The sequence below is a fragment of the Clostridium arbusti SL206 genome, from assembly GCF_000246895.1.
GTDB lineage: Bacteria > Bacillota > Clostridia > Clostridiales > Clostridiaceae > Clostridium_I > Clostridium_I arbusti.
This window is the reverse complement of the sequence record NZ_BAEV01000074.1, coordinates 1-20,011: the sequence shown is the minus strand read 5'-3', so window position 1 is coordinate 20,011 and position 20,011 is coordinate 1. Positions and strand designations below refer to the sequence as shown.

The 20,011-nt window shown below is 29.3% G+C and carries 18 protein-coding genes and 2 riboswitches; of the genes, 8 read left to right on the top strand and 10 right to left on the bottom strand.

Annotated features, from left to right (window positions below):
* Nucleotides 1-1,945, bottom strand: a 1,945-nt coding sequence (locus tag RH99_RS12905; protein ID WP_010238858.1) for a hypothetical protein, incomplete at its 3' end; no start/stop codon positions are given.
* A 183-nt stretch (nt 1,946-2,128) separates the two neighbouring features.
* A riboswitch (FMN riboswitch) is annotated at nt 2,129-2,244 on the top strand.
* A gap of 159 nt (nt 2,245-2,403) precedes the next feature.
* Between RH99_RS12905 and ribD the strand changes: the two genes are divergently transcribed.
* The 4 genes from ribD to ribH all read left to right on the top strand — a co-directional run bounded on the left by ribD (nt 2,404) and on the right by ribH (nt 6,130).
* Complete coding sequence (gene ribD, locus RH99_RS12900; RefSeq protein ID WP_010238856.1) at nt 2,404-3,492, top strand: bifunctional diaminohydroxyphosphoribosylaminopyrimidine deaminase/5-amino-6-(5-phosphoribosylamino)uracil reductase RibD; 1,089 nt, start codon at nt 2,404-2,406, stop codon at nt 3,490-3,492.
* 69 nt (nt 3,493-3,561) lie between these two features.
* Nucleotides 3,562-4,215: a riboflavin synthase gene (gene ribE, locus RH99_RS12895; RefSeq protein ID WP_010238854.1), complete on the top strand. Its 654-nt coding sequence runs from the start codon at nt 3,562-3,564 to the stop codon at nt 4,213-4,215.
* Nucleotides 4,216-4,270: 55 nt separating this feature from the next.
* A complete protein-coding gene (locus RH99_RS12890) occupies nt 4,271-5,473 on the top strand; it encodes a bifunctional 3,4-dihydroxy-2-butanone-4-phosphate synthase/GTP cyclohydrolase II (protein ID WP_010238852.1) in 1,203 nt (400 codons plus the stop codon).
* A 195-nt stretch (nt 5,474-5,668) separates the two neighbouring features.
* The gene (gene ribH, locus RH99_RS12885; protein WP_010238850.1) at nt 5,669-6,130 is read left to right on the top strand and encodes a 6,7-dimethyl-8-ribityllumazine synthase; all 462 of its coding nucleotides are present in this window, start codon (nt 5,669-5,671) and stop codon (nt 6,128-6,130) included.
* Nucleotides 6,131-6,362: 232 nt separating this feature from the next.
* On the opposite strand, the gene argF is transcribed toward ribH, so the two are convergent.
* Nucleotides 6,363-7,358, bottom strand: a complete 996-nt coding sequence (gene argF / locus RH99_RS12880; protein ID WP_010238848.1) for an ornithine carbamoyltransferase — start codon at nt 7,356-7,358, stop codon at nt 6,363-6,365.
* Between the two features lie 732 nt (nt 7,359-8,090).
* Here argF and RH99_RS12875 point away from each other — a divergent pair.
* Nucleotides 8,091-8,705, top strand: coding sequence for a GNAT family N-acetyltransferase (locus tag RH99_RS12875; RefSeq protein WP_010238846.1), 615 nt, complete (start codon nt 8,091-8,093; stop codon nt 8,703-8,705).
* A gap of 324 nt (nt 8,706-9,029) precedes the next feature.
* On the opposite strand, the gene thiE is transcribed toward RH99_RS12875, so the two are convergent.
* From thiE to RH99_RS12850, 5 genes are all read right to left on the bottom strand, one after another.
* Nucleotides 9,030-9,656 carry a thiamine phosphate synthase gene (gene thiE, locus RH99_RS12870; RefSeq protein ID WP_138990682.1) on the bottom strand — a complete coding sequence of 209 codons (627 nt, stop codon included), beginning with the start codon at nt 9,654-9,656 and terminating at the stop codon, nt 9,030-9,032.
* Nucleotides 9,657-9,730: 74 nt separating this feature from the next.
* A complete protein-coding gene (gene thiM / locus RH99_RS12865) occupies nt 9,731-10,534 on the bottom strand; it encodes a hydroxyethylthiazole kinase (protein WP_010238842.1) in 804 nt (267 codons plus the stop codon).
* A complete protein-coding gene (cytX, locus tag RH99_RS12860) occupies nt 10,527-11,678 on the bottom strand; it encodes a putative hydroxymethylpyrimidine transporter CytX (RefSeq protein WP_010238840.1) in 1,152 nt (383 codons plus the stop codon). Before cytX ends, thiM begins: the two co-directional genes overlap by 8 nt.
* A complete protein-coding gene (thiD, locus tag RH99_RS12855) occupies nt 11,671-12,474 on the bottom strand; it encodes a bifunctional hydroxymethylpyrimidine kinase/phosphomethylpyrimidine kinase (RefSeq protein WP_010238838.1) in 804 nt (267 codons plus the stop codon). Before thiD ends, cytX begins: the two co-directional genes overlap by 8 nt.
* Nucleotides 12,475-12,570: 96 nt before the next feature.
* A riboswitch (TPP riboswitch) is annotated at nt 12,571-12,668 on the bottom strand.
* Nucleotides 12,669-12,742: 74 nt separating this feature from the next.
* Complete coding sequence (locus RH99_RS12850) at nt 12,743-13,342, bottom strand: DUF1836 domain-containing protein (RefSeq protein WP_010238837.1); 600 nt, start codon at nt 13,340-13,342, stop codon at nt 12,743-12,745.
* A gap of 594 nt (nt 13,343-13,936) precedes the next feature.
* Here RH99_RS12850 and RH99_RS19275 point away from each other — a divergent pair.
* From RH99_RS19275 to RH99_RS12835, 3 genes are all read left to right on the top strand, one after another.
* Nucleotides 13,937-14,254, top strand: coding sequence for a hypothetical protein (locus RH99_RS19275; protein ID WP_010238835.1), 318 nt, complete (start codon nt 13,937-13,939; stop codon nt 14,252-14,254).
* Nucleotides 14,255-14,331: 77 nt separating this feature from the next.
* Entirely contained in the window at nt 14,332-15,003 is a 672-nt protein-coding gene (locus tag RH99_RS12840) for a PspA/IM30 family protein (RefSeq protein ID WP_010238833.1), read from the top strand.
* A 9-nt stretch (nt 15,004-15,012) separates the two neighbouring features.
* Nucleotides 15,013-15,681 carry a hypothetical protein gene (locus RH99_RS12835; RefSeq protein WP_010238829.1) on the top strand — a complete coding sequence of 223 codons (669 nt, stop codon included), beginning with the start codon at nt 15,013-15,015 and terminating at the stop codon, nt 15,679-15,681.
* 88 nt (nt 15,682-15,769) lie between these two features.
* Here the strand turns inward: RH99_RS12835 and thiI are convergent, their stop codons facing one another.
* From thiI to RH99_RS12820, 3 genes are all read right to left on the bottom strand, one after another.
* Nucleotides 15,770-16,918, bottom strand: coding sequence for a tRNA uracil 4-sulfurtransferase ThiI (gene thiI, locus RH99_RS12830; RefSeq protein ID WP_010238826.1), 1,149 nt, complete (start codon nt 16,916-16,918; stop codon nt 15,770-15,772).
* Nucleotides 16,915-18,054: a cysteine desulfurase family protein gene (locus tag RH99_RS12825; protein WP_010238823.1), complete on the bottom strand. Its 1,140-nt coding sequence runs from the start codon at nt 18,052-18,054 to the stop codon at nt 16,915-16,917. Before RH99_RS12825 ends, thiI begins: the two co-directional genes overlap by 4 nt.
* Nucleotides 18,055-18,498: 444 nt before the next feature.
* Nucleotides 18,499-19,701, bottom strand: a complete 1,203-nt coding sequence (locus RH99_RS12820) for an HD domain-containing protein (protein WP_010238821.1) — start codon at nt 19,699-19,701, stop codon at nt 18,499-18,501.
* Nucleotides 19,702-20,011 lie beyond the last annotated feature (310 nt).

The following is a 20,011-nucleotide window of genomic DNA, read 5'->3' as shown; positions in this document are numbered from 1 at the left end:
ACACGTAGTATCCAACTGAATATCTATTTTTTATGTCCTGTAATATTTTTTTAATGTGTTCATTTTTAATTTGTGAAAAGAGTTTATTTGCTTTTCTATCTTTAAAACAATATTTATCAAAAGACTCTAAGTATAACCATAAATCACTTTTAAATCTGCTTAAAAGCATGGAATCTTTTAAATCTGCAAAGTCATCAGATATCCAAGCTATATACTCTCTAGTTTCTTCTATTCCATTGTTTTTATTTATATATTTAAATAAGTCATAAAAATTATACAAAACTATATTATTTACATAAACTGCTTGGTCTACAAAGCCTACCATTATATTTCTAAAATTACATTTAATTATACTTTTTTCATAATACTCCTTAATTAAATGTGTTAAATTAAGCATTATGTATCTATCCAATGAGCAAAGATGTATTTCTATTTCTCTGATATCTATATCTTTATGTCCTTTTAAAAATTTTTGAACATAATATATGGATTTGTATTTATTATTATTTTCATCTATACTCTTAATTTCTATATCCATTAGATCTTTGCAGGTTATTCTAGCAAGATCTATGGCCTCAGTCATATAGGAGTGAATACTTTTTCTTACCTTTTCAGCAAATATTATATATTTCTCTTTATCTTCTTCTAAATTGCACAAATCTTTAAATTCATCTAAAAAATTATATACTTTTATACAAATTGGAATCTTAGTATACTCTTCTCTAAGTATACTCAATAACTTACTTTCTACATACTCTATAAAAAAATCTAACTGAACAACCTTAGGTGAAATTCTTCCCCAAAAATTTATCAACTCTAAAAGATTATCTAAACTACTAACCTCTGCAAATCTCTTAAGTATATACCAGTTAAGAATTTCTTCTACAAATTGTTCATGTACAAACATATTATCTATTAGATTTCTAAACATTACCGTCTTTGTATTAGCATTCAAAAATATATTCGAAACATATACAAGTTTTCCTGATTCCTTACCATCTACTATACTTAGTAATATATATGCGTTTATTATCTTTTTTATATTTTCTCCTTTAATTTCATCGAAATAACTTTCTATTAAATCATAAAAATTTAATATTACTTCAATCAAGTCACTAGATGGCAAATACTCTCGTCTTTTTAACTTCTTATTGTTAAATTCTACTTGAAGTATATTTATAAAAAGATTACAGAGATATTTATTTCTTGTTGAAGTATTAGTATTTATAATACTGTTATATATAGACTTAAGAGCCTCTATTCTCTCACTTTCATTAAGTAATAGCCTATTTTCATTTACGGAAAACAAAGTACATAATTTATCATATTCGTCTAACATAAGTTTATCTTTTGATAGAGTTTGTGCCATACTCTTGAATCTAATTAGTTTTTCATTAAAATTTAAATTATCCCAGATAAAATCTAAATACCCATGTAAATCTATTTTCAAATCATGAATTTGAAACTTTCCTGAAACAAAATCAAAAGTAAATATATTCTTAGTTGTAGAAATTATACTGCTCTCCTTATTATTTTCCTCGCTTATTAAATTACTTTTAGTTATTATAACTTCACTATTTTCCATAGTAAAACATAGAAGCTTCATAACATCTTTAGGCAGTCCCATTTTCATATACATTAAAAAAGCTAAAACATATTTATATTTATCTTTAAATGGTATGTTTAAAGATATAGAAATCCTCCCACTAAATTTTGCTGTGGAAAAACAAGTTGCTAATATAAACTTATATTTTTCTGAATTTATATTTATCCGATTAAAGAATTCTTCTTTAGAATTGGATATATTGCTTATCTTATTTTCATCTAATATTTCAAAAGCTGTTTCTTTATGTACAATATATCCGAAAAAGTCATTTTTTGAGTCATTAGGAGTACTATTAAATACTTCATCTCTTGGCTTTAAATGCCCATACTGTTCATCCATCTATAAGTTCCCCCTATAATATAATTCATATAACTATAATTATATTATACAGAAAAACTGCATTATCTTCAGCATAAATATAATTTTATTCTAATTTTTTCTAAATTAAGCAATACTAAAAATTTATAAATTTCCTATTGACATAACATTTTGAAAGTGTTATTTTTTTACTATACAATTAAATAAAATCTTCAGGGCGAGGTGAAAATCCTTGACCGGCGGTATAGCCCGCGAGCCATAATGGTTGATTCGGTGAAACTCCGATGCCGACAGTATAGTCTGGATGAAAGAAGATAAACATATTTTATATACAATTATTACCTTTGTATTAAGGTAACAAATTCTATATGAATTGCTATTTGAGCCCTGAATTCTTTCAGTGCTTTTTTATTTTTCAAAATAATATCTACTGGATAGTTAGTAATAAGTAGTAACATACAAATTTTGGAGGTGATCATTTGGAAGTACACTATATGAAGCGTGCACTAGAGCTTGCAAAGAAAGGCACTGGTTATACTAATCCTAATCCTTTAGTTGGAGCTGTTATCGTAAAAAACAATAAAATTATAGGAGAAGGCTATCATCATTTCTATGGAGGAAACCACGCAGAAATAGATGCCTTTAATAATGCCATGGAAGATGTTACAGGTGCTACTATGTATGTTACCCTAGAACCTTGTTCACACTATGGTAAAACTCCACCTTGTGCCAAGGCCATTGTAGAAAAGGGTATAAAAAAAGTAGTAATAGGTCTTGAAGATCCCAATCCACTAGTGTCTGGTAATGGAATAAGAATACTAAAAGATAACGGTATAGAGGTAGTCACTGGAATACTTGAGGATGAAGGGAGAAAGCTAAATGAAATATTTTTAAAATATATTAGCTCAAAGCTTCCTTTTTGCATACTAAAGACAGCTATGACCTTAGATGGTAAAATTGCTTCTTATACTGGTGATTCAAAATGGATTACAAATGAATTATCTAGAAATTATGTGCACAAACTAAGACACAAAGTTTCTGGAATTATGGTAGGCATAGGTACTGTACTAGCAGACAATCCTTTTTTAACTACAAGACTTAAAAATGGCAGTGATGCTACACGAATAATTGTAGATAGCAATCTAAGAATTTCCTTAGATGCTAGCGTACTTACTCTTAAGTCTAATGCAAAAACAATTATTGCTACTACTGAAAAAGCTAATAAAGAAAAGTTAAAGCTTCTAAAGAATATGGATATAGATACTATAATAACTCCAGCTAAAAATGACAAAGTTAATCTCTCCTATCTTATGAACGCACTAGGTGAAAACAAAATAGATAGTGTACTGTTAGAGGGTGGTAGTACTTTAAATTATTCTGCTTTAGAAGAGGGCATAATAGATAAAGTTTATAGCTTTATATCTCCAAAATTTATAGGCGGTTCTATGGCAAAAACTCCTATTGGAGGGCAAGGAATTTCTCTTATTAAAAATGCTATTACTCTTAAAAATATCAGCATTGAAAAATTTGAAGAAGATTTAATGATTGAAGGATATATAAGAAAATAATATTAAATTTTAATAGATATTAAATCTATTAAATATGATAAAAAATTATAAGAGGAGGAAAAATCTTTAATGTTTACTGGATTAGTAGAAGAAATTGGTACAATTCAAAGAATAGAAAAGGGAACTAAATCCGCTAAACTTACTATAAAGGCACATTCTGTATTGGATAATCTTACGATTGGTGACAGCATTAGTACAAACGGTGTATGTCTTACAGTTACAGATTTTACAAAGGATTGTTTTACAGTAGATGCTATGCCCGAAACCTTAAAACGAAGTAATCTAAATAATTTATCAATTGGCTCTAAAGTTAATCTAGAAAGAGCCTTACAGCTTTCCAGTCGTTTAGGTGGACATATTGTAAGTGGACATATTGATGGTATTGGAATTATTACAGACTATAAAACTGAAGAAAATGCTGTGTGGATTACTATTAAATCCAATCCATCCTTACTAAAATATATTGTAGAAAAAGGCTCCATAGCCATTGATGGTGTAAGCCTTACTGTAGCCTATGTAGATGAACAAGTATTCAAGGTTTCCATTATACCACACACTAAAGATGCTACTTCTTTAATAGATAACAACATTGGAAAAGAGGTAAACCTTGAATGTGACATGATAGGCAAATATATAGAAAAGTTTTTACTTTCTAAAGAAACTCCTCAGTCACATTCACAAGAAATTGATTTAGATTTTTTAAGTTCAAATGGGTTTATGTAAATACAAAAATTTTATTTATCTGAAATAATAAATTTAAAAAGAGAGGATTGATTATATGTTTAAGTTTAACAGTATTGAAGAAGCAATAGAGGATATTAAAAATGGTAAAATGATAGTAGTTGTAGACGATGAAGACAGAGAAAATGAAGGTGACCTAATAATTGCAGCTGAAAAAGTAACTCCTGAAGCAATTAATTTTATGGCTAAATATGCTGGAGGACTTATTTGCACACCAATTATAAGTGAAAGATTAAGAGAATTAAATATAGATTTAATGGTTGAAAAAAATACTGAATCACACAATACTGCTTTTACTGTATCTGTAGATGCCGCAAGTACAACTACTGGAATTTCTGCCTACGATAGAGCTGAAACCATACTGAAAATGATTGATCCAAATTCAAAAAAAGAAGATTTTAGAAGGCCTGGACATGTATTCCCTTTGGCGTCTAAACCTTTAGGCGTATTAGAGAGAACTGGTCACACTGAAGCTGCTGTAGATTTAGCAAGACTTGCTGGACTTTACCCTGCTGGTACAATATGTGAAATAATGAGCGAAGATGGATCTATGGCAAGAACTCCTGAGCTTATGGAATATGCACAAAAACATAATCTGAAAATTATAACTGTTGCTGATTTAGTTGAATACAGGAAAAAAAATGAAATCCTTGTAAAAGCAGTATCTGAAGCAAAGCTGCCTACAAAGTATGGTGAATTTAAAATTATTGGATATGAAAATATTATAAACGGTGAATCCCATGTAGCATTAGTAAAAGGGGATTTATCATCTAATGAAGATGCCCCTTTAGTAAGGATTCATTCTCAATGCTTAACCGGAGATGCATTTGGATCTTTGAGATGTGACTGCGGTGAGCAGCTTGAAGCTGCTATGAAAAAGATTGAAGCTGCCGGTAGGGGTATAATCCTATACATGAGTCAAGAAGGACGAGGAATCGGACTTTTAAATAAAATAAAAGCATATGCTCTTCAAGATAAAGGCATGGACACAGTAGAAGCCAACTTAGCTTTAGGCTTTCCTGATGATCTCAGAGAATACTGGATTTGCGCACAAATACTAAAGGATTTAGGTGTACATAAGGTAAATCTTATGACTAACAATCCTAGAAAAATAAATTCCATATTTAAATATGGCATAGAAGTAGTTAACAGAATACCAATTCAATTTGACTACAACAAAAATAATGAATTCTATTTAAAAACAAAGAAGAGAAAGCTGGGTCATATGTTAACTTTTTAAGCTTATAAAAGATGCTTCTATTTTGAACAACATGTTATCTCTAAAAATATTAAATTTTATATAAACATACTTAAAATAAATATAAAAAGGTAGGTGAAAAATCTGATTTGAATATTATCTTTTATCCCCTCTATGGTACTAATAATTATCCAATATCATAGAGTAGTATTAAGGTAATTCAGATCAGATAACATTATGAAAATATATGAAGGTAAACTAATTGCTAGTAATTTAAAATTTGGAATTGTAATAGGAAGATTTAACGAATTTATTGGTAGTAAACTATTATCCGGTGCCATTGATGGCCTAAAAAGACACGGTGCTGAGGATGATGACATAAGTATTGCTTGGGTACCAGGCGCATTTGAAATCCCTCTTTTGGCAAAGAAAATGGCAAAATCAAATAATTATGATGCAGTCATATGTTTAGGTGCTGTAATAAAAGGTTCAACCCCTCACTTTGACTACGTATCAAGCGAAGTATCTAAAGGCGTTGCCCATGTATCTCTTGAAACAGAAGTCCCTGTAATCTTCGGAGTTCTTACTACTGACACTATTGAGCAAGCTATTGAACGTGCAGGCACTAAAGCTGGTAATAAAGGTTATGATGCTGCAGTCACAGCCATTGAAATGGCTAATATGTTAAAAGAATTTTAGGCATATGAAAATAAATAGTAAGTCAAAATAGACTAGCATACTGACTAGTTATTTATTTGAATGTGCCTTAAGTTAGAAACTAGCACTCTCTATGTGAGATGATATATAAAACATTCTTCAACAACTTACTATAAAAATATTAAGCTTTCAAAACTTTATATAAAAGAATCGAAAGCTTAATATTCTTATATGTTAATTTTTAACTTATAATCTGTTTATATTAAATGATATTTTATGCTAGAGTTGCAACCATTACAGCTTTTATTGTATGCATTCTATTTTCAGCTTCATCAAAAACTAAAGAACATTCACTTTCAAAAACTTCATCTGTCACTTCGAAAGGATCAATACCAAATTTATCATGTACTGCTTTTGAATCAATAGTATTTAAATCATGAAAAGAAGGAAGACAATGCATAAACTTAACATTATCATTATTAGTTTTTTTCAATAGCTCTTTATTTATCTGATAAGGATATAAAATTTCTAATCTCTTCTTCCAAATTTCTTCGTCCTCACCCATAGATACCCAAATGTCACTATATAAAACGTCTGCGCCTAACACAGCTTCATCCACATTATCTGTAATAGTTATTTTTCCACCCGTTCTCTCTGCTACTGCTCTGCACTCTTCTATAAGTCCCTCTGTTGGAAAAAGTGTTTTTGGAGTTGCAATTCTAAAATCCATTCCCATTTTACAAGCACCTATCATTAGGGCATTTGAAGTGTTATTTCTTCCATCACCACAATATACTAAAGTAACTTCATTTAGAGGCTTATCAAAGTGCTCTTTTATTGTTAAAAGATCTGCCAAAACCTGAGTTGGATGATCTTCATCTGTAAGTCCATTCCAAACCGGTACCTTTGCATATTTTGCTAATATCTCAACCTTTTCCTGTTCATATCCTCTATATTCAATTCCATCAAACATCCTACCTAAAACCCTTGCTGTATCTTTAATAGATTCTTTATTTCCTATTGGAGTTCCCGTAGGACCTAAATAAGTAACATGAGCCCCTTGGTCATGAGCGCCTACTTCAAAAGAACATCTTGTTCTTGTAGAATCCTTTTCAAATATTAATGCTATATTTTTACCTTGTAATCTTTGTACTTCTGTACCCATTTTTTTGGAAGCTTTCAATTCCGCCGCTAAATCTAACAAAAAGTTTATTTCTTCACTTGAAAAATCTCTCAACGTTAAAAAATTCCTATTCTTTAAATTAACCAATCACATCACCCTTTTATCAGTTTTATAATTATTCATATTTACGTATAATTATACTGTATTTTTTACAAAATTTCAATATATTTATATAAACAAAGATTTTACTTGACACTTATAGGTTTCTTCTTTAATAAAATTATAATTGACAAAATTAAAACCACCAACTAGATAATAATACTACTAATTGGTGGCTAAGCAAAATCTAACTCATATGAAAAAACCAATTCTATTTGAATTCTCATCATCCTTTCTATATTTATTTTATAATATACTAACATATTACAATTACAACTTTGTATAAAAATTTATATACATTTATATTTATAGGATAATCGTTACTTTCAACTCTTTACTAAACATTTTTATTTATGAGTTAGAACTTGCTAGAAGAAGTTTTAACTTACTTCTTGAGTATATTATATCATTCTGTTCCAAACAAATCAACTGAATATTCTAAAAATTTAAAAAGATAGTCAAATTCATATTAGGCATATGAAAATAAATAGTAAGTCAAAGATGCGACGTATATTTTGAAGCCTACAAGGAAATAGGTTCTTCAGATAGTGAGTTATCTGAGGGTTCTGTTGCCGTGGTGGAATCCAAAATAGACTAACATACTGACTAGTTATTTATTTGAATGTGCCTTATGTTATAATTTATACATAATTACTTATAATAGATTAGTTTGCTTAAAATAATATGTACAACAAAATATTTTGTATAGGAGGTAAAAAAATGAATTCAAACACGGAAATCAGACTTGCTACTAAGGCCGATAGTGCTTCAATTTTAAATATCTATGCTCCTTTTATAACCGATACTGTTATTACCTTTGAATATGAAGTTCCAACTATGTCGGAATTCACTGAAAGAATGACTAATGTTCAAAAGAAATATCCATGGCTTGTATGTGAAATTGATGATAAAATCGTAGGCTATGCCTATGCATCCCAATTTGCTGAGCGTGCTGCCTTTAAGTGGTCAGTTGATTTTTCTATTTACATAGACCCAGTATATCAAAAAAGAAAGATTGGCAGAGCATTGTATTTTAGTTTATTTGAATTATTAAAATTACAGGGGTATTATAATGCTTATGCTAAAATCACCTCACCAAATATTAAAAGTGAAAATCTTCACAAGTCAATGGGATTCCAACCAGTTGGTATTTATAAAAATATAGCTTTTAAATTTGGAAGTTGGCATGATTTAATATGCTACAGCTTAAAACTTATGGATTATCCAAAAGATGTTAAAGAAACAAAAAGTATAGATGAAATAGCAATTACTGATAGATTTCATCAAATACTAAAAAAAGCGGAAGAAATAATTGAGACCTTTGAAAATAAATAGTAAGTCAAAGATACGACGTATATTTTGAATTAAACAAGGAAACAGGTTCTGATGATAATGCTGCTATCAGAGGATTCTATTAACGTAGTATGATTCAAAATAGATTAGTATACTTACTAGCTACTTATTTACGATGTCTTATAATTAAAAAAGCTATAAAAATGGGTTAACATCCGAAATAAAACTTATTTTGATGTTAACCCATTTGATTTGAAATAACTAAGAATACTTCATAGAAACACTTTCTATACTGTTACTAAAAAAAGAAGATCAAAGATCTTTAGCTTTCATAAGGTGCCATAGTCATATTGGTGCATATAATCATTAGTCATAGGATGAAATTGAACTTAATTCCTTAGATGCTTTTTCTATATCATCATAACCAAGTATTGCTGAAATTACTGCGGCACCGTTTGTACCAGTTTTCATAACTTCAGATAAATTTTCTCTATTAACTCCTCCTATAGCCACTGAAGGTATGTTTATATTCTTTACAATTTCATTTAGTCCCGATATCCCTATTGGAGTATCTATGTCCTTTTTACTTCCAGTAAAGAAAATTGCTCCTATTCCAACATAGTCTGCACCATCTTTTTCTGCCTCTCTAGCTTCTTCTATAGTTCCTACAGATATTCCTATTATCTTGTCCTTACCTAATATATTTCTAGCAAGTTTAAGAGACATATCATCTTGTCCAAGATGCACACCTGCCGCATCCACAGCCTGCGCAATATCAATTCTATCATTAATTATAAGTGGAACATTATACTTATCGGTAATTTCTTTTACCTCTAATGCTACTTTATAGAATTCTCTAGTAGATACATCTTTTTCTCTTACCTGTACTATAGTTACTCCACCTTTTATAGAATCTTCAACGACTTTTTTTAAAGGTCTTCCCTTTAAGAATCTTCTATCTGTAACTAGATACAAACTATAATTAGTCATGATTTTAAACTCCCCCTAATAATCTATTAATTACATTGTAAAATATTTTATCTACTTAAATCTTATATATTTATTTCTTAGTCTTCTAAAAAAGTAATTTTAGCTAATTTACGTATTTCCTCTTCATTTACTTCATATATTGAATCCATAAGTTTAACTCTAAAACTTCCTGGAAGTTTTGCATCTTCATAGGCCTTCTCACCTGCAATCCCCATGGAAATCACCGCTGCACAAGTTGCTATAAATTTATCTTTCTCTACACCCAATGTTCCTCCACAAAGAGCTCCAAGCATACATCCAGCTCCTGTCACCTTAGTTAGCATTTCTACTCCATTATCAATTACAGCCGTTCTAGTTCCATCAGATACTACATCCTTTTCACCAGTAGCAGCTACAACGCATTTATACTTTTTAGCTAGCGTAATGCAAGCTTCTATTATACCGTCCTGTCCTCCTACTGAATCTACACCTCTCACTTCTGCCTGTAACCCAGCTAAAAACTTTATCTCTCCTGAATTTCCCTTTATAACATCCACTCTTCCAAGCTGAAAGATTTTATTAATTACATCTACTTTTCTCTTAATTACGGGACAAGCCACAGGATCTAGTACTACAGGTATATTATGTATCTTTGCAGATATTGCTGCCATAATAGTTGATGCTTCCTGTTCCTTTGTAAGTGTTCCTAAATTTAAATAAAGTGCATTAACTATTTTTACAAAATCAAAACTCTCATCATAAGCCTCACACATTGCAGGTGATCCACCAAAAGCTAATAAAATATTAGCACAATCATTAATAGTTACGTGATTAGTAATAGACTGTACTAACGGTACATTTTTTCTCAAATTTGTTACTACCTTAGAAATATCATTAATCATTCTGAAGCCCTCCTAAAAATTTTACATTTTTAAATATCATATATATAAAAGTTACTATAATAAACGTAATAATTGTAGGAATACCTATGCTATTATTACTTAAAAAATTATATGATAAAATACCGATCACAACAGCTATACAAGAAATAATATTTATAATACCCTTATACTTTTTCTTTAAAATATAGTTTACAAAAACCACAGTATAGACAGGCACAAATATGCTACCTATTAGCAATAAGAAATCCTGATAATTTTCCATAGGAAAAATAAATGCTAAAGCTGTAGATATAATACAATAAATTATTGTGGCTAAATTATCACTCTTAAAATTGTATATCTGCTTAGAGGAAATCACTGCAGAATATAAATCTACGAAAGTAGTAGTTACTGTTGCTAAAAGCACTATTAAAGCTGCGATTATTCCTGTACTTGACAAAAACTCCACAACATCTTTTCCTGTATGCAAGGTTATAGCAAGTCCTAAAGAATACATTAAAATACTTCCTATAAAATATCCAAAGAAACTAGATAAAAATACACCCTTACCACTAGTTCCATCTTTTGAATAATCTCCTATAAGTGGAAGCCAAGATACTGGCATTGCTATACTTATCTCAATAGCTGTAGTAAAACTTATGCCTTGCCCCATATGTACAATCTTTGAACTATCCATTTTAAAAAACAGTAATACACACAAAACTATTAGAATAATAACTGATATATCATTTACTTTTTTCGTGTAATTATTAAACCAATATGACCATAAAAATACTGCTATAGCTACAATTAAAATACATATATTTAAAGATAGTTTTATCTGTCCACTTATGGCTCTTCCTCCCTGTATAATCATTATGGCTGACCACCCTATAAGTTGAAGCACATTTAAACCAGCTATTATCTTTCCTCCTAGTCCACCAAAGGAATCCTTTACCTTTCCCATAGCATTTTTATTTCCTTTAAAAGATATGTAACCACCAAATGCTAAGAATAATGTTCCAATTATATGACCGATAAATATTGCTAGAAGTCCTTTCTTCATACCTAAAGGCGCTATCATACTTCCTGTATATATTTCAGCTATTGATATTGCCGCACCTGCCCATAAAAAAAACATGGATGAATTCTTTATTTTATTCAAAGTCTACCCCTCCCCTTTTATACAGGTCTACAAAGTGTCCTACTGGCCCTACACCGTTTCCTATAGAGAAAGAATTTTTTATTGCTTCATTTATATATTGTTTTGATAAATCTACTGCTTTATCCATACTATATCCCTTTGCAATATAAGATGCTATTGCCGAAGATAATGTACATCCTGTTCCATGAGTATTCTTTGTATTTATTCTATCCCCTTTTAAAGTCAAGAAATTTTCTCCAGTATATAAAATATCATTAGCATTATTACATCTATGACCACCCTTTACTAAAACATTTCTAGACCCTATGTTGAAAATAATTTTCGCTGCCTCTTTCATATCATCTTCATTATTTATTTTTATTCCTGACAACACTTCGGCTTCAGGTATATTAGGAGTTACCAAATCTGCAATAGAAATTAAACTTTTAAGTTCTTCCACAGCTTCTTCTTTTAAAAGAAAATATCCACTTTTAGACACCATCACGGGATCTACAACTATATTACTAGCACTATATTTTATTAACATATTCTTTATAGTTTTTATAATTTCATTATTTGAAACCATTCCTATTTTTACAGAATCCACTTTAATATCTTCAAAAATACACTTAATTTGAGCTTCTATCATTTTTTTGTCTACTTCTAGAACATCAAAAACTCCCATGGTATTTTGAGCTGTTACTGCAGTTATTACACTCATACCATATACTCCAAGTGCACTCATAGTCTTTAAATCTGCTTGTATTCCAGCTCCACCACAACTGTCTGATCCTGCTATTGTTAAAACCTTTTTCATAATATTAACCCTCCAAATATTGATTAAAATATATTACCTATACATATAAGAATAAAGACATACAAAAAATGCACTGCCAAGAAGCAGTACATTAGTATTCAATAGTACTATGCTTCCTTCGCCGGCATTACCCAGATTCAGGTTCTAAGGGTTAGATTAATCTTCTCAGCCTATTGGCACCCCCGCATTTAACAATTAAAATATTCTTCTATTTAATTTTATATAATTGTTCGAACTATTGCAACATAATTGTATATTTATATAAATCCTATCTTTCAGTTTCAAAATATTGGTCAATAATCTTTTTAGCTATATTCTTAATAACACTTGCCTCTGCTATAAGATTCATAACTACAATAAACACCATTATTCTTTCTTCATCTTCACCTTTTAGGCTAGCTTCTTTTATCATATTTTTAAACTCTTCTTCATTGAAATAATCTTTAGATAAAAAACTGTCGTAATTTTCTTGCTGTATATTGAAAAAAGTTTTGTATGCCATTTCCCAGGATATTATATCATCTTCTCCATCGTTTATCTCATTAAAAGCTAACCTAAATACCTTTTTTATCTCTTCTGTAGTTAAAATAGGTCTCATATAACTAAGTAGAAGGAGCTGTGCTAAATGATTTTTAGTATATCCACGTTTTCTCCCATCCTCTGGTTTTGATATAACTTCATTTTTTATATAATTTTGAACTATATTATTAGTATATTTTTCTCCTTCAAACTTATCATTAAGATAATCTGTTACTTGAGATAAAAATAAATCATATCTAGGTAAATCCTCATAGGGTATGACACTATGTTGTGATATCTCTTTTGCCATGTTTCTTATATCTTCTATTGTAAATTTATTATTTTTCAATAAAATACACCTCCTAAATAAGTAACTTTATAATTTATCCGATATAAAAGTTGAAAATTTAAATGTAAGTAAAAACTCCTATTTATAAATCGAAAATTCCTATTAATATATCAATACAGTCTTATACAATAAATATAATTTCAAGTATTCTTAAATCATTCTCATTATAAGTTATACAAAAACTTATTACAAGTTATATTTTATGGATAAAATCAACAACTTATAAAGATATTTCGAGTTAATTAAAGGAATATAGAGATTTATCCTGTTTATATACGAATATATAACTAAACTAACCTTAAATGTGATTATTGTTAAGTTGTAATAAGTTATTAAATACCTTATAATAATCTCATGTTACTTAACTACATAAATTAGTATATAATATAATTACATTGATTGAAGTAATATTTATTGTAAAGGAGGTGCTTCAAATTAAAGGGAAAAAGCAACTAATTTTATGTTTATTTTTTACATTAGTATTTACCTGTTATCATTTAGTATCTCCTGAACTCTTAAATTTTAACTCTAAAAGTAATTATGATGTAGTATACGCAGCACCTAAGGGTGGATATCATTCCGGAAGTTTTAAAAGTGGTTCATCCTCAGGGAGTTTTAAAGGAAGTTCCTCTTCTAAAAGTTTTAAATCAGGGAGTTTTAGCAGTGGTTCATCCAAAAGCTCTAAAAGCCAATCTTCCGGAAGCAAAAGTAACAGTTCTTCTTCCAGTAGTAAAAGTAATAGCTCTTCAGGGGGTAATACTAGTAGCAGCGGCTGGTTTGGACAAAATAACAACAGTAATACAAGTTCAACGAAGCGTTCCTTTATTCCAATACCCATACCGTTTGGTTGGGGATCAAATTATGGTGGAGGATATGGTGGATTATCCATATTTTCATTTATCTTTAAACTGATAATTTTTATCATAATAATCATAATTATTTACAAAATGTTCAAAAAATTTAGAAGATAATTTTTAGGAGGTATTACAATGGGAGTAATAAAGAGAATATCAAATATTTTTAAGGCAAAGGTTAATGGTGCACTAGATGATGTAGAAAATCCAATTGAATTATTGGATCAAAAATTAAGAGACATGGATAAAAGCTTAAATACTGCAAAACTTTCTTCTGCACAAATTCTTGGTAATGTTCATGAAATAGAAAAGAAGCTTGAAAAAGCAAAAGTTGAGTCAAAAGACTTTGATGAAAAAGTTAAACTTGCGGTAAAAGCTGGCAATGATGACTTAGCTAAAAGAGCTCTTGAAAGAAAACTTGATGCTGATAAGAGAATTCAAAGTTTAGAGGCAAGTTATGCAGATGCTTCTAAAAAAGCTACAACTATAAAAACAAAATTAAGAGATTTAGAAGATGAAATAGAAAAAACTAGAAGCTACAGAGATGAAGCTGCTGCAAGATATAATAACGCAGAAGCAAGTAAACAAGTTAATGAAGTTCTAGCAAATGTTGATGCAGGCTCAAATAAAATTAATGTTGATGATATAGAAAGAAAAATCGTGAGAAAAGAAGCTCTTGCTGAAGGTCTTGGTGATTTACAAACTGATAATTCTTTAGACAAGGAATTTGAAAAACTAAATGAATTAAATATCGATGATGAGCTTGAAAAATATAAATCTTCCATAAACTCTACAAACTCAAAATAGGAGGGTATTATGGGGAAGACAGAAGAATTTATCTCTCATGAAAAAGAACACTATGGCAAAATCTATACTGACATAACTTTTGCCATAGATGAAATTAAAGATTTTATAGATGAAAATGTGCTTAAAAACAGAAAATATTTTTCAAGGCAAGCTGTGCTAGATAAATATATAGATCTTTTAGATTCCGCTAAACAGGAAAACAAAAAGAAAGGTTTTATAAAAAGTATTCTAGCTGGAGATAAATATATAGATCTTCTTCAGGGCTTTAAGTCAGCTCACAGTGAAGAACTTGATCAGCTTAATAAATGTTCAAAATGCGAATGTTTAAGATGCACTGTCGTCTGTAAGTTTGATAGCTGTGATGGTTGTAGAACAGGTAGACGGGTAGCTTATTGTGACCATGAAAGAACTAATGTGGCTTTCTTTGACAATTCGGAAAATGCTATAATTAGCCTTATAAACAACAATACTGGAGATGAAGACAGATATAATGTACTAGCTGTAGTTCAGGATGCTTTGGAGGATAAGCGATATATATTGATAGAAAATATACATGATAAAGAACGTTTTGTTCTCTACTATTATCCTAAACTTCCAGAGGACACCTATGGTGAGATAACTGATGAAGAAGATTTCAACTTTGCAGCTTCGGCTTACGAAAATGTAGAGAGATCTTAGTAAAAAATAAAATATAAAATAAATAGGTTTAACACTGAAAATGAAATTATTTCAGTGTTAAACCTTATTTTTATATCACAACTTTTTTCTACAAATCACTATAAACTTCCATATTATCTATAGCTTCTTTTACTAATGTCTCTATATCTAGAACAGATTCTTCTTTGATAATTTCCTTTAACACCGGCTTTGTCTTTGGATGTTTTGGTACAAATATAGTACAACAGTCCTCATAAGGTAATATAGAAGTCTCATAAGTACCTATCTCTCTTGCCACATCCATAATGTCGCACTTATCTGTAGCTATAAGCGGTCTAAACACTGGTCTATCAGATGCATCATCACTAACTACAAGACCTTCCATTGTCTGACTTGCTACTTGACCAATACTCTCCCCTGTTGCTACTGAATGAATACCTTTTTTCTCAGCAATCTCACAGGCAACTCTCATCATAAATCTTCTCATAATAATTGTAAGTTCGTCTTTTCTACACTTTTCAATTATGCCCATTTGAATATCTGTAAATGGCACAACATAAAGAGTAATATTTCCTATATAAGTTTGTAAAATTCTTGCAAGGTCCTTAACTTTTTCCTTTGCTCTTTCACTAGTATATGGATGACTATGATAATAAACACAGCTAAGTTCAACACCTCTTCTTGCCATCATGTATCCAGCTACTGGAGAGTCTATTCCTCCTGAAAGCATAAGAAGTGTCTTACCATTGGTTCCATAGGGCATTCCACCTGCTCCCTTTACTTTTTTAGAATATATATAAGTATTTTTTCGTATTTCCACAGTTATTCTACACTCTGGTTTCTTTACATCCACTGATATATCATCGGTATTATCTAGAATATATGCTCCAACCATATGATTAACTTCAATAGAATTTATAGGGAAACTTTTATTTGCTCTCTTTGTTTCCACCTTAAAGGTTTTAGAGCCATCTTCCTTAATCTCTTTAAGAGCTTGCTCACATATTTTTTCCATATCCGTCTCTATTTCTGTAACAATGCAAAGCTCTGCAATACCAAATAACCTTTTAAGTCTATTTACAAGTTCATCTATGTACTCCGATTGAATAAACCATCTTCCTTGATCACTTATAAATTCATAATCTAATCCCTTTAATACATATCTAATATTATCTTTAAGTTTTTTCTCAAATTTATTTTTGTTTAATCCCTTCAGAAATATTTCTGAAGCATATTTAACAAGTACAAGCTTTCTCATATCTTTAATCTCCTTAACATTTGTAAACCTTTATTGAGTTTTTCTATAGTATAGTCTACCTCACTAAAAGAATTATACTCATTGAAGCTAAATCTTATAGCTCCTTCAATTTCTGCTTTACTTAAACCTATTGCTTTAAGCACATGACTCACATTGTGCTTTTTAGATGAACAGGCAGAACCATTTGAAACATAAATGTTACCTTCTTCAAGATAATGTAGTAAAACCTCTGCTCTTACTCCTCTAAAGGAAACATTTAATACATGAGGAAGGTAATCTTTAGCCACTTCACTATTTATTCTTATGTCTGTAATATCTTTTAATTTTTCTATAAAATAACTCTTTACACTTTCTACATTCTTATAGTTATTGTGAACATCCTTATATATCTTTTCTGCTGCCTTTGCCATGCCACAAATAGCAGGAAGATTTTCAGTACCAGATCTATAATTCTTTTCCTGACCTCCACCTTCAATTAAAGCTTTTGGTACAAGTCCTTTTCTAATATAAGCAAAACCAATTCCCCTTGGCCCATGTATCTTATGTCCACTAGCAGATAACAGGTCTATATTATATTTATGCACATCTATATTAAGTTTTCCATAGCTTTGAACTGCGTCTACATGAAACTTTACCCTACTGCTTTTTGCCTTAATTACTTTTCCTATAATCTCAAGATTCTGCACTACTCCAATTTCATTATTTACATGCATAATACTTACAAGTTGTGTATCCTTAGTTATAGCATCTTCTAATGCTTGTACATCAACTTTACCTCGTGAATCTACATCCAAATAAGTAACCTTTACCCCTTCTTTTTCTAATTGCATACATGTATTTATAATACTTGGATGTTCAATCTTCGTTGTAATTATATGTCCACCACTTCTTACAAATCCTTTTACTAAAAAATTATTACTTTCACTTCCACCAGAAGTAAATATTATTTCCTCTTTAGAAGCATTTATTGTATTTCCAATTATAATTCTTCCATCATTACATTTCTTCTCGGCTTTAACACCTAAACTGTATGCTGAAGAAGGATTTCCATAGTAATTCTCCATAACGTATACCATTTCATCTATTACTTCTTTATAAGGTCTAGTTGTAGCACTGTTGTCCATATAAACTTCCACACGATCACCTTCTCAATGTATATTAAATTCTATAATTTAATAGCTATTTTTACAATATGTCTTAACCACATAACTAATATAATATAAGTAATTATGTCGTAATTCAATATTTTTTGATAATATATTAAAAAATATTGTATATAAAATATAATCCACAATTAATTTTAATTATTTATTCTTTAATTTCGACAATAGCTAACATTATGACAAATGAAATTTTATTTTTTTCATCATTCATATCATTCAGTTATCCACATCATTAACAGTTGTCCACAGTTTTAAGATTTTAGTCCACAGAATCTGTGTATAACTTTAAAATTTGCCTATAATATCGATTGTACAAGCGTTTAAAAATTCGTCATTTTTTTTATCCACATTATCCACAATTAGCATGTGTATAACTTATTTAAAGAGTGTGCAAAACTTAGTACTTTAAATCAAAATCTATTGCATTTTTAAAAATCTTTCAATAAATAGCTTATACTCTTCTCCCTGATTTTCAGAATCATAATACATAGTAGTTGATAATATATCACAATAAGATGCGATAAATATATACTCACTATATTCTTTATAATCAATAAAAAATTTATCTAATTCTTTATTAAACTCATCTTGATTGCTTTTAATCTTAAATAACTTTAAAGGATACATATGAGCTTTTATTACAGTACATATTAAATCTTCCATTTTCTTAGGTATATTTAGCTTTTTACAAACCTCCCTCATTATCTTTTCTCCAACTATATCATGGCCTATAAAACTTACTTTACCTGCTTTCTTCTTATAAGTTTCGAATTTACCTATATCATGAACAAATACAGCAAAAGCTAAAATATCTATTAACTTATATCCGTCCATTCTTTTCTTAAAAATATCTCTATTTAACCCATCTAAATTTACTCTTCCATACTGAATTTCCTTTAAAATTTCGTAGGCATCATTCATATGTGTAAAAGTATCTTCCACATGGTACTTACATTTTCCTATAGTTTTAAGCTCTTTGATATATGGAAGTAAATTCTGTAAAATTGAATATTGATCTAATATATGAAATGCTACACCATTTTTATCTATACTAATAATATGCATTAGTTCCTTTAATACATCACCGCCATCCTCATATTGTAATTTTATACTTTGTTCCTTTATGTGTAATTCAGTATTTATACTAAAATGCATGCCATAGTTAATATAATAACCTATTCCCTTTAGTATGCTTAAAGGATTATTTTCAATACTTTTATCATTAACCTCCTGTATGATTCTTTTTTCAATATGAAGCCTTCCTTGAAATGGATCAATGATCTTATTATCAATTAATTTTAATGCCACTGCATTCATTGTATAATCTGCATTTTCTAGATATTTTTCTATATTATCATAAGCTAATTGCGATATTTTCATTACAAAGTCTTTATCTTTTATTATTAACACTTTTTCTTCATTATATAATTGAATTGTATAATTAAATTTCTTATTAAATGCATTATAGATATTTTTTATAGATCTACTATAGATAATATCTAACTCTTTAGGAACATTAGTAGGCTTTATAAGCTTTTCTCTTACATAGTTATCTACTAAATAGATGTCTCCCCCAACATATAATATTACTTCTTTTAATTGTCCTATTATCTTTATCATACACACACCACCCCATTGTATTCATGAATTTCATTGTTTAGCCTGTATCTTAGCACTACTATATTATTTATCAATATATTCTATACTAAGCTTCCTACTTGAATTTACTACAATTGTAAAACTTAAAATATTACCTATTTATTTATATTATTATATCATATGTATAATTTTCTCTTTCTAAATACGACTTGTATCTATATTAATGGTTTTTAAATAGGCAAAAAAAATTATCATTATTTTACTAATAATCATATAACAAGCAATTAGAATACATCTATTCCTATAATAATTTTACATAAATAGTATTATA